Consider the following 14,226-nt stretch of genomic DNA (forward strand, 5'->3'; position numbering starts at 1 on the left):
GTTTGGAAGTGATTATCGTTGGATGCCGCCACCACTACATAGTCGACCAGTATGCCGGGTACTTTTACCTCTTTGGGATGCAAGGAGTTGGCTTTTGCTATGTATTCCACCTGGGCGATCACCATGCCGCCGCTGTTTCTGGCCGCTTGCGCCAGGTGTAAGGCGCCGCTCAGCATCCCCTCTTTGGTCATGGTCACATTGCCGTTTTCATCGGCGACCGTACCGCGAATCAGGGCCACATCGATGGGAAAGCCCTGATAGAACAAGTATTCTTCGCCTTCCAGCTCAACTACCTTGACAATATCTTCTTTAGTACGCGTAAGCCGATTCAATTTTCCGCCTTCCAGTCGGGGATCGACATAGGTATGTAAGCCCACTCTGGTTACAATACCGGGCCTTTGCGCAGCTACCTCCCGCCAGAGTTGAGTCAACACCCCCTGCGGCAGGTTGTAAGCCTCTATTTTATTCTCCTCTACCAGCTTGACCAGATTGGGACTGGCACCGATATGCGCCCCGATCCATCTTTTTACCAATCCGGCATGGCCGAAATGAGTCGTGCCCCTCTTGGTGGTCCAATCCCCCAGCGAACAGGCCTGTAATAGGGTAATACCTTGAGGGTGACCGCTTTCCAGGAAACGCTGCTCAATGGCTAGGGCCATTTCCTCGTTCCATCCTGCCAGCCCCATTCCCGAGGCTGCAACAGTCGCACCGTCTTTAATCAACAAAGCGATTTCAGCAGGCGTCTTTACTTTAGACATTAGGCTCACCACCTTCAGCATGGCCCGGTTGAATGATGCTCCCCAGGCATGACAGCCGATAATTCGTCAGATTAAACCACTTGATAAGTCAATCGGGACTTGTCGGGGGACTATAGGTTGACCAGGTATTTATTAATAATGTTGAATGCTTTTCGCGGCTCGCTTTGTGCCAGCAGCCCCACGGCAAACAGTATGTATTTCCCATCCAGCATCATCAGGGGATTTTTAGGCTTGAGCAAGGCCGGGCTCTCCTTATGAAACAGTGCGCCCTGCAGCACCCGTCGCGGGTCGGACGAAAAAGCAACCGGTCCTCCAGCTCCGATCACTAACTTGACTTGAGTGAGATCCTTGCCCCTTTGCACCATATAGTCGCCATTATGCGTAACTATGACATCTATTCTCCCCGCATGTCTTTCCACCGCAGTCTTAACCGCCAACCGAGAAAGGGTTACATGACATTCAGCCTCCTCCTCACAGCTGGGAAGTCTGCCCATCTGACGAAATTCAGTTACTTTTTCATCAAAAAAGGGATCATCCAGGGCACCGGCGCATTCCCGCTTAGCGATATCAGCCAATGTGTCGAGATTGTGAAACAAGCCCAAATCACCTTCTACAGTACGCTTGGCGTAAGGCTGAGGAAGCCCCAACATGCTCACCCCAGGCTGAGTGGGGCTGCCCCAGGCTACTGAATAAACATCTGTAGTCGCGCCCCCCACGTCAACCAGGAGCAATTCCCCCCGGCCCGGGCAGCCCGGAACGCCGTCGGCTATTAATTTTGCGGCTTCCATGACCGCTGAAGGAGTGGGCATGATTACATCTTTGACCATGGTTTTTACCCGTGCGATTCCTTTGGCTTCAGTTATTCTATTTATAAACAGTTCCCTGATTTTCTGATTGGTCGAGTCCACATCGATAACACCGATTTCCGACATCACATTTTTGGTAAAAATAATGTTCATATCGGTTTTGCCCAAGATACCGGCAATGTCATCGTAGGCCGACTTATTTCCGGCTACGATGATGTTCTTCACTCCCCGCTTCAAGTTGGCGAGCATGCGCGCATTGTAAATTATTACTTTCTTGTTTCCCCCATCAGTACCTCCGGTAAGCAAAACTATATCAGGAGAAATGGCTTCAATCTCTGCGACCTCCGAATTGGATAATTCATAGGAATAGGTCCCCACGATCTTGGCGCCCGCTCCCAGGGCAGCCATGCGGGCGGCTTCAGTAGTAAAATCAGGCACCAGGCCGCAGCAGACAACCCGCAATCCCCCTGCCGCGCTGCTTGATGCCAGGGCTTCTTTTATCTCCGCTTCACCGAATTCAACCTGTTCAGCGAGCAGGGCCAAAGCCTTTTCCAGGCCGATGGTGACATCCGTGTCTACAGTGGAAGGCGACTGTACCCGCGCTATGAGCTCCTCTTTATCCAGGTCGAAAGCGACCGCTTTGGTAAATGTACTGCCAAAATCTATAAAGATCCTAATGTTATTCATCATTTCGCACTCCACTTTGGGTATTTCAGTTTGATGCCGGGCTGCTCCGGAGTGTATATGCCTTTTACGCATATACACTTCCGGAAGCTGCTCTGCATACGGTGGTTCAATCATTACAATCTGAGGTGCTTTCCTTAGTCGGCAACCATGCCTTTGGTTTCCTTGCCCAACCAGGCTATCAACAACACGCTCAATACATTACAGGCCACGATAAGGTAGAAGACTCCGTCATATCCACCGGCGCCGACAATATACCCGACGATGATGGCGCCCAGGATACCGCCGAGGCGGCCGCATACCTGAAACCATCCCATTCCGGTGCCGCGGATGCGCGTAGGCAGCAACTCCGGCCAATAGGTAGAGCAGCACATGTTATAACCGTACTGGCAAAACTGATAGATGAACCCGGCGATGATGATCGCAGTGAAGGTGTTCATACTGCCATAGACATATGCGGTTCCTGCCGCCAAAATGGACATAGCACAGCAAGCGAACTTCCTTCCGAATTTGTTTAACAACCACACCATCCCAAAGTAAGCCGGTATGCCGCCCAGGGCGAAGATGGCTATCATTCTGGTGGACTTGACCACTGAGTATCCTTTGGATACCAGCAAGGCGGTCAGCCAGGTGGCCAGGGCGAAATAACCCAGCATCTGCAGAAAAGGCCAGAATGTGCCCAAGAAGGAGTGCTTGATCTGCCCGCTCTTCCACAGGTCGGTCCATTTGGGTTTGTCCATTTCTTTCATCTTTTTTTCCCTGGCCGCCTCGGCTTCATAAAGGCCCTGAATCTCTTCAGCGTTAAACTGATAGATGGGCTTTCCGCTTGATTCGGCCACCCGCGCTTCAACAGCTTCTACAATTTCATCCGCTTCTTTGTAACGGCCTTTGGTTTCCAGCCAACGGGCCGATTCTGGCAGAGCATAATATACCACGATCACCCATAAGGCCAACAAGGAAATGACTACGAACATTACCCGCCAGCTTGAAACCGATAGAATAGCCGTCGCCACTGTGGCCCCAAAGACTACCGCCACAGGGGACGCCAACAGGGAGAGGACCACATACTTGGCCCGGCTTGCCGCAGGAGACATCTCGGCCAGCAGTGCCAAACTAGTCGGGATCTGAGCACCAGCACCAATGCCGAATATTATACGTCCTGCGAACAGTGTCTCAACATTGGGAGCGAAGGCGAAGATCAGACCGCCCAAGCCCCAGGTTACCATGCATATCATAAAGAGTTTTTTACGGCCCCATTTATCTGCCAATAGAGAACAGAAGGCCGCACCGATCATCATTCCAATGTTGCTGGCCGACCCCATATAACCCATGAGCTGCGCGGAAAGCCCAAATTGCTTTTGGACGATAGGTAGAATAAATCCGAAACTATTGATTTCCACCGCTTCGGCAAACATGGCTATAGACACAATTACTGCTTGCCACATCAGAAATTTGCAGTCGTGGAAACGTTCAATCCTAGCTCCTACGGGCACACGAAGTGTTTCACTAATAACACTCATTGATAAGCCTCCTTTGATTTATGTTCCGTCGCCTTTAACCAGGTTCAGGTGAATTCTTGATTATGAATCCACGACTACGAGTCCGACCAGTGCGGTAACGTCCTTAACCATATCAAGCTCTTGGATCAATTTGACCAATTGAGCGGCATTGGCATCAGGGATAGGTTTGACAGAATGCTTGATACAATCGCGGAACTTGATTTCACAATCGGCGAAAGTCAACGGGTTGGTTGGAGTTCCCAGAGGCAGATCAACCTGTTCCGTATAAACACTGCCATCCTTCATAGTGATGCTTACCCGGCCTGGCTCAAGTTCGGCTCCCTCGAAGCTGGGATCGACTTCCACCGGCCCGATCTTGCCGGCCATTTCCAGAAGGTCGCGGCTCTGTATGGCGGCAGGGGTAAATTCATCCAGCCCGGCGCGGCCTCTGGCTATCACTGCAGCTACACCCCAGGGGGCGCTGAATTGACTGTCAACGAAATTGCGCGGCCTGGTTTTAATTTCAATCGGCGCGCAGAGCAGATTTAAGGTGCCCGGTCCGCACCACAGCTTGATTTTATCAACATTTTCAGCGGCGACCCGATGTTCCTTTACTATTTTCAAAGTTGCATCAACGAAGGGATGAATTCCTCTGCAGCATGGATAAGGCTTAATGGTGACATCTTTGCCTTCAAACCTGGTGCCGAGTTCTCCCACCAGTGCCTCCCGGGAATACTTATTGTCATGGTATACTTTGTAGAAACCGGCATCGCCTTCCAGTACGTTCCTGGCCCCGGTGATGCCCTTCTGGGCCATTAAAGCCGAAGTTATCCCGGCCTTTACCGCGAAGCCCGGCCCCAATCTTTTGGTAAGAGCTCCGTCCTTGACGCATTGAGCGTTTCCGGCCGATTGATGATAGGCAATGCCGATGGCATTGACGATTTCTTCTTCGCTTAAGCCCAAGAGCCTCCCCGCCACAGCAGCCGCGGTGATATATCCATAAAGACTGGTCTGATGCCATCCGTAGGGAATAATACTCTCCCCGGGTCTGGTGGCAAGCCCCAACCGGCATATGAAATCAGTTCCCAGGGCTACAGCGGTGATGAACTCTTTCCCGCTGATTCCGCCCAGATACTCGGCCAGGGTAAGGGCGGTGGGAATGGCGACTACGCCGGGGTGCATGATCGCAGTCTCATGCACATCGTCAAAATCCAGGGTGTGCGCGATGGTGGCATTAATTTGAGCCGCATTGGGAACCGGAAGCTTATGGCCATAAACCAGTATATGGCTTTGAGGAGCCCCGCCCCAATCAACTGCCAGCTCCACCAGTTCTTTAACCCCGGCCTGACTGGTTCCGCCCAGCGCAACTGCAAAGTAATCCAAAACCTGCAGTTTGGTTATTTCAACAACATTTGCCGATAGATCTTCAAATTGAATATTTTTGAAGTTTTGGGCAAATAAATAAGTTGCGTCCATTTGATTAACACATCCCTTTTGCTTATTTGACTTCAGTCAACAATCACATCTTGCCTTTGGCTTTTAGATCCGTTTTCAGGTCTTCCAGCGCAGACTCGATATCAGCTTCCGGGGGATATACTCTGTCGAAGCCCAATTTCTTGAACTTCTCTTCGTCCTCTTTCCAGTCGTGTTTCATGACTCCCAAAATGCCCCCGATGTAGAATAGCACATCGTTTAAACCGGCCTCGGTCACTTTTTCCTTGAAGCCCTGCAAATCCATTTCCGCCATGCCGTAGATGGAGCTCATAAAGACGGCGTCAGCATCGGTTTCCTGAGCAACTTTTATGAACTCTTCGGCTGGTGTTTGTGCGCCTAATGCCACTACATTGAATCCCTTTTCACGCAAAAACCGTGATATGATCTTGGTTCCTATAACATGGGAGTCTACTCCCACTGTTCCCGTGATGATGGTTATTTTCTCTTTCATAGGTGTAACGCTCCTTTTATCCAAAATAATCGCTGCCTATTTGGACGGCTTGCCGATAAGTTGTCCTTTGCTAATCGCCCAGAAGTCTTCCAAAGAGACATAATAGTTCATTTCCCGTCTTTCAGCCGCGGCGCGCTGGGCAACCTTGGCCCGATGGAAATCCTTTATATCCTCACTGAAGGGCAGATTACCAAACTCGAGGTAACGGCAAGCTCCGTTCAGATCCCTGATACCGACCACCTCATCTTTGGCATGCATGTTGATTGGGAAAGGAGAATCTATCACACCGGTTTCCATGGCTTTTACCGCCCCGGCACATATGTCGCCATCGCCCATTTCCAATACTTTGTCCAGAATCTGCGATACTTCGTTGAAAGTCAAATTCTCTTCCTGCTGGATAACATCATTGTCAATGGGGAAATTCTGCTGTCTTACTACATTGAAGATCCAATTGGTTGCCTTGTAGGTCTGTTCATGAGCCTCCAGGCTAGGTACCCCCAGCGCTTCATCTATAGTCTTTACAAAGGCGATAGGACATTTGCCGAGGGCAGCCACCATAGCGGTATAACAGCTGTAGCCGAAAGCGCTGCCTACATCCTGCGGATAAGGGAATAGAGGAACCTGGCTGCCTACAATACCGGGAATAATGATGTCGTTATAGCCTAATTTTTCAAGATATTTCTTGAATAGCCTTGGCGCAGCCCGGAGGTCTCCCAGATCCTGAGCCAGGCACCCTTGCAGGTTTACCTGGGGCATGACGCATTTGGCGCCCTGAGTGATGACATTCAAGGCACATATGATCTGCGTGGCTATATTGATGCTTCCGGGGTATACACTGTTGGGCAAAAACCCATGGCAGTCGGCGTTGATAATGACTCCGCGTTCGGCATAGTAACCCATCAACCGGCCCATATATTGAGCGGTGGTAAGCAGCTCTGCAACGGTGGCCTTCTTATCGTAGCCGCTGAACCAGGCAAAGAAACTGCATGGCATACCGTTCATTCCGGAGGCAAAAGCCATCTCTGCCACCTGGCTGTTGGCTATGGCGGAGCACCTGGGGTCTAAACAGCCGTCAACCGATTCAACCAGTTTGCGGTTGTTTTTTAAGCCATGGTTGACTATGGGATATCCGTTCAATTTCGGTTTGCCGGTTTTTATGCTCTCTTCCAGGCCCTGTTGGGCCTTTTCGAACATCCCGTTTCTGGTGTAACTGTCTGTGGTGAGAGGTGTGCAGGTAACGCCCAGAGCATTGATGCTGCGGACCAACTCGATTTCATCCTCCAATATGGGGGTGCCTGCCCGGGGGAAATTAACCGTTCTATGTTCGGCGCCCATCCTTTGGAGTTCTTTGTAAAAAACCTTGCTGTCCGGCAGGCTTTTTTGATAGGCTACTGCTTCTTCAAGATCGATTTCCTTTAGTGTTGGCCATGCGGCAATTACCTCTTTGCGCATCTCCATAAACTTATCTTCATCGATTTTCTGTTGACTGACTTTAATCATTGTCCTGCTCCCTTCGGAATAGTTTTCGGCAACGTTATTCGTAATGCCGCTATTTTCGAATCTCACAGTCAAAACCGTAAGATTCAAATATATTTTGGGCTCTGTTTAAGCTTTCATCGGAGGGGCGTTCCGTATCTCCCATTTCATAGTCCCGGTCCAAGGTCTTGTACTTGCCCATGCTGTAACGATGATAGGGCAGCAGGTGGATCTGCGCCGTTCTCGCTATTTCGGACATTTTTCCGGCTATGGCTGCCACATCATCGTCCGAGTCATTAATCCCAGGAATAAACGGAATACGAATAACCACCGGGGTTCCACTGTTAACAACCAATTCGAGATTATGCAAAATCAATGCATTGGACTGTCCGGTATACTTGGCATGAACTGCGGGATCAAGGTGTTTTACGTCGTAATACACCAAATCGGTATGCTGGAGTATTTTCTCCAAGCCAAGCGTGTTCCCATATCCGGATGTATCCAGGCAGGTGCCGATGCCCGCTTCATGACACATTGCAAACAAGGCTTCAACAAATTCGGGCTGCATCAAGGCTTCTCCTCCCGAAACAGTCACCCCTCCGCCTGAATTCTGATAATAATGAATGTCTTTCTTAATGACGCGAAAAACCTCATCTACGCTCATTGCCTCACCCTGGAACTGCAATGCGGTCGAGGGACACACCTCAACACATGCGCCACAATCAGTGCATAGCTCCCGATCGATATAAATCCCACTTTCATCAACCGATATAGCCTTTAGTTCACATACTTCCATACAGCTCAGGCATTTTTCACAGAAGGTATCCCTATGTGTTACCTCCGGCCAGGGATGCTGCGACTCCGGATTAGAACACCAGGTGCATCTCAAGGGACAGCCCTTCAAGAAAACCGTGCACCGGGTGCCTGGTCCATCATCAAGGGTATATCGTTGAATGTTAAAAACAATGCCTTTGGGTTCAGTCATAGCTACGTTCTCACCTCTGCTTTCTTTTCCAGCCGGACGTAACCTAGTCCTCGACAGGTAATTCGTGGTTGGGGAGGAGTTGTCGATATGACAACTCCTCCCCCCAATCAGGCCTTACATGGCATGCATGGTACGTTCTACAATTTCATCCTGCAAATCACGGGGCAGGTCGACAAAATAGGCACTGTAGCCGCCGACACGGACCAACAGGTTCTTGTACTTCATTGGGTCTTTCTGAGCTTCCTTCAGTTCTTCCGCAGAATGGATATTGAACTGAATGTGCCATCCGCCTCTCTGGAAATAGATCTTAATCAGATTGGCCAGATTCTTTATTTTTTCAGGGGTATCCAGCAACTGTTTGGAGAATTTCATGTTGTGGGTGAAACCACAGGAAGCACTGGCCAGGCTGAAATCTCTGGTGGCAGAGTTGATCAGAGCCGTGGGTCCGTTGACGTCCATACCCGGCATTGCTGAGGTGGCGGCATCATTTACCGGAGTCCACTGATATCTGCCATTGGGTAGAGCTCCAACCGATTTGCCCTGAGTGGTGTGTCCGCTGGCAGCTCCCTTGAACAGCATGGGTTTTTCTCCAGTGAAGGGATCCGGGCGGCTCTGCATGATTTCCTGGGTTCCTAACATGATTTTGGTGAAGAATTCATCGGGCATATCTTCATCGTTGCCGTACTTGGGAGCATTCAGGCACATCAGGCGCAGCTTTTCATGCCCTTCCCAATTGGCCTTCATAGCTTCTAATAGTTCAGCCATGGCAACTTTCTTGGTATCAAACACCAGGCGCTGAATCGCAGCCAGGCAGTCTGCAATATCGGTGATACCACGGTCGCCGATCCAGGAAGCCCGGCATATGGGATAGCGAGCGCCGCCTTCGCGGGAATTCATGCCGGCCGGGATGCAGTCTTCATAAAGCATGGCGCATCTCAGTCCGCTCATGGGGCTGTGCTGCTGTTCAACCGACCACCATATGAAGTAATGTTTGCGCAGTATTTCACAGAAATAATCTTCCTGTTTGAAGAAGGCTTCGATGATCTCATCCACGCTCTTCATTTTGGTGACGTCGCCGGTCTTCAGGCCCAGCTGCTTGCCGGTTCTGTTGTCAAAGCCGTTCCATAAAGTCAACTCGAATATCTTGGCCTGGTTAAGGCTGTAGAACCCGCCCTGATGCTCGGCGATATCCAGGTGATATCCCAGGCAGCCGCTGGCATTCCAATTGACCGCATCCCAAATCGGAACGCCGCGATCCAGGTATCTCTGAGTGCCCAATTTGTCACCCAGGAAAGCCGGGTTGCCGCCGCCGAAGTCTTTATTGCATTCCAATGCAAATACCATAAAATCTTCATCGATATTTTCGTGATAACGGATATAGATGGCAGGTTCGGAGAGCAGGGTCTGGCGCATTACTTCCAAAGTTAACCAGGAGACTTCATTGATCAGGCAATTGCCATTCACATCGGTACCGCCCAGAGTGACGTCCGGCAGCAGGGTTCCCGGAGCCGCACGGTGTTCTCTCTTAACGGTAACCAGGTTCTCGGTCTCTCTGATTTTCAGCCATAACGCACCGATCATTTCGGCTGCATCCTGGCGGGTAATGTCGCCCTTGAGCATATCTTTTTCATAATAGGGATACAGAATCTGGTCGATGCGGCCTACGCCGACCTCAGGCCGTTCGGAGCTTTCTATCCAGGGTGCCAGGTGCAGGAAACGCAGGCTCTGCACCGCTTCCCAGAAGTTGCGCGGCGGATTGGCAGGAACATTTTCACAGACTTCAGCTATTTTGAGCAGTTCAGCCTTTCTAGCCATATCGGGGCAAGATACAGCCTGCTCTCTGGCCAAATCGGCATACCGTTTGGCATTAGCGATAACGGCTTTGCAGGAAATAATGCAGGCCTGCAGCAGGTGGTATTTACGCAGGGCATTTTCCGGCAGTCCAGGCTGCTGGAAACCCAGTGCCATACACTTTTCGATTTCATTCTCGGCTAGCTTGATAATGTAATTCAGACCATTGTCGATGGCCGGTTTGGTGGGCATGCAGTTGCCGCCGCCGAATGCACCCCAGTTCTCGAATATGCCTCTGTCCACGACCTCTCTGACCGCTCTGCCCTCGAATACCATACCCCGGTCAAACATGAGATCGAAGTGATCTTCGCCCATCTCAGCCGAAATGGCATCACGCACAAAGTTTCTCTGCGGCATATTTTCTACCCAGTATTTAGCGTCTTCGGTAAGCCTGCGCAGGTCTTCGGGATCGATATAGGTAGCATCGATGTCACTGCTCTTGCGGTCAAAGCGGCCAGTTTCACACATGGCCAGGATTTCCCGGGGCTTCATGGCGCACAGGGTGCCATTGCCGCGGATGAATTTGGTCAGCGAACCGACTATCAGTTCGTCTTCTCTGATGGTAACGGGGCCTTCCAACATTCTCTTTTCAAAGGCTTTTGCCCAGCGCACGTCTAAAGGCAGGCCTTCGGTTTCTTTCCATGATTCGGTAAACAACAGGGTGCCATCAACATATACCTGTGGAGGGGCATCTTCCCATTCTTTTTTAAGCTTCTGCAACCTGGGAGTCATGACGTTTACTTTTCTGATTGCGTCGCCGTCAACTTTTGGCATGTTATAACACCATCCTTTTCTCTAAATCTCCTGACTTGTGATTCATCCTGGCACTGTTTAACTCCATTTATTACCTCCTTTTAGTCTCAACTGCTTAAGTTTTAAGGCTGTGCTTCAGCGCCCGACCTCACATTTCAAACCTGCGAGGTGGTCAGGCGCCTTAATAAACAACACCGTTGCCGCGTTGCGATTACCTGCCACAGCTATTATTAAGGGATATTGCAAACTTCAACATAATAAGGAGCAATTTCTATGCCATTTAAAATGGTTAATAACGAACAATTCCTAAATAAGATAAAGGAGCCCCAACCTACCCGAAATGAGTGAATTGGAGCTCTCATAAATGATCGATTTTGATTATTCTATTTTTTTGGCATCAGTCGCAGCATTACTACATCTGGTTGTAACTGGACAGATACATTGTATCTATTATGCTACCTGGCAATTCTGCAAAGGGGTTTTATCTAAAGTCAGGGTTTACCGAAAAAACATCTCGGCAAACATATATATGTTGGTTTTTTCCAATCAGGCTGCTATTTGAACTGGGCACTTGCAGCCTCTCTTGCAGATGCCTTGATTTCCTCTGCCTGCTGATGTATTTCAAACATCTTGTTGTCTGTAAGGGGGAAAAAGTAAAAGGCGATAATACCCAGAGCCATAATAACAGCAGGCAGTAAAGACATTATTATACGCAGACCCATCACGATTCCTTCCGTAACACCGGCTTTAGGATCAAAGCCAATTGCTGCTAAGCCTAGGCCCAGGACAAGACCGGAAATGGCGGTGCCAATTTTTCCAGGCATAGAACTCAAGGAAAAGAGAAATGCGCTGACATCTTTTCCCTTGGCAACAGTCGTGAATTCTACTACATTACCATATATAGCCATCTCAACCGCCATACAAATACCCATACCTACCTGAGCCGCGGATAAAAGCAAGGCAAACCCTAAGGGGCTCTTTCCGAAAAAGAAGGACAATAGGAGTGCGATACCAAAAACAGCGAGACCAACAATATATGTTTTTTTGCTGCCCAAAAATTTGTTAATAAAAGGAGAGATAAAAGAACCGCCAAAAGTAAATAAGGTACTGAAAGTTAGATAAGTAGCTAACATGCCCTTATCACCAGCGACATAAGCAAAATAATAAGCTGCCAATCCCATAACCGTATACTGGCCTAGTCTTAAACAACTGGCTGCAGCGATTAAAAGCATCATAGGTTTAGTGAAGAAATTCTTAATCATATCCCAAAGGGATGTTTTTTGGGCTATGGATTGCCGGCCGGATGGGACATACATTTCCTTGCCCCGCAGCATAGCTATTACATTGAAATAAGCCAGTGTAATAAGAACTGATATCACAACTGCCATCATGGTATATCCTTTGCTATCACTGCCTAACAATGACGCAAAAAATCCAATAATAACTACATTAGTCACACTGAATGCAATTTTACCTAATGAATTACATTGAGAACGTACTGCCGATAGGCTTACTTTTTGGACAGGATCGTTTGAAAGGACATTTATGGCTCCATTATAAGCTGTAAAACCAATATTATATGTAAATAGAGCCAGAAAATAAAATACTGAGTAGAAAATAAAGGCCGACCTGCCGCGCAACCCTAGATCCGTAAAATGCAAAATATATATGGGCAATGTTATCAATGCGCTAAACATAATCCAAAAAGCAAAACGTCCCATCTTAGGATTGCTTTTCTGCATAATTATACCGATAACAAACAATGATAAGAGATCCAAGCTTCTTGCACTGGTTAAAACGCCTGCTAATGCAATATTAGGAACTCCAATAATGGTGGTCAGGAAGAAGGCAAAATACGTATTCTGCAGATAGGGAGAAAGGTTAGTAAAGAAATTCGTGATTCCGTAGCGAACCGATATTTCATTATAAATCGATGCACCAGCCTTTGTCTCCAATTTGTAAATCCTCCTCTAATTCCGATTAATCATAATTTTTACTTGGATCCCCTTACGGACGCTTGATGCTGAGGTTAAAACCCAGGGCCGCAATGGAGAATACCAGCAGCATTATAAACGTTGAAGTAAACGACCCGGTTTTAGTTACAAAAGAGCCCGCCAGGGTTGCTACAAAAGAGGTTGGAATCAAGAAGGTGTTGGCAATACTGAAATTAAGGGAGAAGTTTTTAGGGCCATAGAACGAACTGATGACCGCCGATGTTATGGTTGGCGCACACCCATAAGAGAGACCGCACAGGCACAGCCCAACCACACACAGTGCGATACTGCTGTTAAGAACTGCAGCCAGGGTAACTGCGGGAGCCGCTATGGTGATCGTGTTGGCGATTAACATAGTTGTGCGTCGCCCGAAGGCGTCAAATAATGCCCCGGATAAAATTCGTCCCAGGCCGTTGCATATCGAAAGAACTCCCACCAAAGTCGTGGCCAGGGCGGCAGCCGCTCCGACAGAAATAGATATATCCTTGGCAGCGCTTATAACGGTATTGCCGATAGCTGCGGAAAGGATGCAATAGAGAAAGAATCTCCAGAATGTTGACCGCCGGGTCATCTCTGCGGCAGTATAATCACGCGGTTCAAAATCTTCGCCCCGCTTGGCCTTGGTCTTGGTTGGCTTGGGGAACTGGGCATCCGCAGGCGCCAGCTTGATAATAAGCCCGGTGACCACAAGAATTGCTCCGATAGCTACAGCCAGTACCACATAGGTGTTTCTCCAGCCAATAGATTGAATCAGACTGCTGGCCACAGTTCCCAAAACCAGCGTACTAGCCCCAAAACCCATCATCAAAGCGCCAGAACAGGTCCCTGCTTTATCGGGAAACCATGACATAGTCCCTGAAATCACGGCATTATAAGCCATTCCTACTCCGCAGCCCGTCAATACACCGTAACTCAAATATAAGACCGTGGTGCTGGCGCCGCTCATACGTGAAGTGAGAAAAAAGCCGAGAAATGTCAAGATGCCGCCGGTGATGATCGGGGCCTTGACGCCCATTCCTCTGGTCATAATACCGGATAGGACCCCGCCGACACAGAAGAAACACATCATGATGGTGAAATTAAGGGCCAGAGCAGCCGGAGTCCAGTGGAATTCGGCGGCCAGGGGGGCTTTTAAAATCGACCACGCGTATATGATTCCAGCAAATAGCATACTGATTACACCGACTACTAGATAGGGCCATCTGGTTACCGTTTTGGTTGCATCCATTTTTCTTTCCTCCCGATTTTACATTACATACAGTTTTACGAAGTGATATAGCGGCGCTTTTTCAGCAAGCCACCACAGTTACAAGGCTTGCTTCCGGGAACCTAATGCCTCTGTTGCTCCTTTGAGAAAAAGCGTATGAATCAGGCCACTGCTCCAGCAGCAGGTTTGAATTCCAAAAGGTTTTAAACATTCGCATCATCACTTCATTATGCCAGAGGCTGTGTTTTTTAATAATCCTATCAACCTC

The 14,226-nt window shown here is 49.0% G+C and carries 10 protein-coding genes; all 10 read right to left on the reverse strand.

The window, feature by feature from the left end:
- A partial coding sequence (locus B3W37_RS10810) for a CoA-transferase (RefSeq protein ID WP_483175748.1) occupies positions 1-758 on the reverse strand: 758 nt, incomplete at its 3' end.
- A 110-nt stretch (positions 759-868) separates the two neighbouring features.
- Complete coding sequence (glmL, locus tag B3W37_RS10815) at positions 869-2,323, reverse strand: methylaspartate mutase accessory protein GlmL (RefSeq protein ID WP_483175749.1); 1,455 nt, start codon at positions 2,321-2,323, stop codon at positions 869-871.
- 62 nt (positions 2,324-2,385) lie between these two features.
- On the reverse strand, positions 2,386-3,768 hold the full coding sequence (locus B3W37_RS10820) for an MFS transporter (RefSeq protein WP_483171313.1): 1,383 nt from the start codon (positions 3,766-3,768) through the stop codon (positions 2,386-2,388).
- A 60-nt stretch (positions 3,769-3,828) separates the two neighbouring features.
- Positions 3,829-5,223, reverse strand: a complete 1,395-nt coding sequence (locus tag B3W37_RS10825) for an MmgE/PrpD family protein (RefSeq protein ID WP_483171312.1) — start codon at positions 5,221-5,223, stop codon at positions 3,829-3,831.
- A 43-nt stretch (positions 5,224-5,266) separates the two neighbouring features.
- Positions 5,267-5,692 carry a methylaspartate mutase subunit S gene (glmS, locus tag B3W37_RS10830; protein ID WP_483171311.1) on the reverse strand — a complete coding sequence of 142 codons (426 nt, stop codon included), beginning with the start codon at positions 5,690-5,692 and terminating at the stop codon, positions 5,267-5,269.
- A 36-nt stretch (positions 5,693-5,728) separates the two neighbouring features.
- On the reverse strand, positions 5,729-7,192 hold the full coding sequence (locus B3W37_RS10835) for a hypothetical protein (RefSeq protein ID WP_483171310.1): 1,464 nt from the start codon (positions 7,190-7,192) through the stop codon (positions 5,729-5,731).
- Positions 7,193-7,241: 49 nt separating this feature from the next.
- Positions 7,242-8,153 (reverse strand): glycyl-radical enzyme activating protein, encoded by a 912-nt coding sequence (locus B3W37_RS10840; protein WP_483175751.1) that lies wholly within the window; start codon positions 8,151-8,153, stop codon positions 7,242-7,244.
- A gap of 114 nt (positions 8,154-8,267) precedes the next feature.
- Entirely contained in the window at positions 8,268-10,778 is a 2,511-nt protein-coding gene (locus tag B3W37_RS10845) for a pyruvate formate lyase family protein (RefSeq protein WP_483175752.1), read from the reverse strand.
- A gap of 533 nt (positions 10,779-11,311) precedes the next feature.
- Positions 11,312-12,712, reverse strand: coding sequence for an MFS transporter (locus B3W37_RS10850; RefSeq protein WP_483175753.1), 1,401 nt, complete (start codon positions 12,710-12,712; stop codon positions 11,312-11,314).
- 52 nt (positions 12,713-12,764) lie between these two features.
- The gene (locus B3W37_RS10855; protein ID WP_481037719.1) at positions 12,765-13,979 is read right to left on the reverse strand and encodes an MFS transporter; all 1,215 of its coding nucleotides are present in this window, start codon (positions 13,977-13,979) and stop codon (positions 12,765-12,767) included.
- Positions 13,980-14,226 lie beyond the last annotated feature (247 nt).

The sequence above is a fragment of the Syntrophomonas sp. UBA5494 genome, assembly GCF_002426325.1.

Bases quoted from the DNA above. Each gene is read 5' to 3' on its own strand.
- glmL (WP_483175749.1), bottom strand. From the start codon at position 2,323: ATGCGTAAAAGGCATATACACTCCGGAGCAGCCCGGCATCAAACTGAA.
- B3W37_RS10820 (WP_483171313.1), bottom strand. From the start codon at position 3,768: ATGAGTGTTATTAGTGAAACACTTCGTGTGCCCGTAGGAGCTAGGATT.
- B3W37_RS10825 (WP_483171312.1), bottom strand. From the start codon at position 5,223: ATGGACGCAACTTATTTATTTGCCCAAAACTTCAAAAATATTCAATTT.
- glmS (WP_483171311.1), bottom strand. From the start codon at position 5,692: ATGAAAGAGAAAATAACCATCATCACGGGAACAGTGGGAGTAGACTCC.
- B3W37_RS10835 (WP_483171310.1), bottom strand. From the start codon at position 7,192: ATGATTAAAGTCAGTCAACAGAAAATCGATGAAGATAAGTTTATGGAG.
- B3W37_RS10840 (WP_483175751.1), bottom strand. From the start codon at position 8,153: ATGACTGAACCCAAAGGCATTGTTTTTAACATTCAACGATATACCCTT.
- B3W37_RS10845 (WP_483175752.1), bottom strand. From the start codon at position 10,778: ATGCCAAAAGTTGACGGCGACGCAATCAGAAAAGTAAACGTCATGACT.
- B3W37_RS10855 (WP_481037719.1), bottom strand. From the start codon at position 13,979: ATGGATGCAACCAAAACGGTAACCAGATGGCCCTATCTAGTAGTCGGT.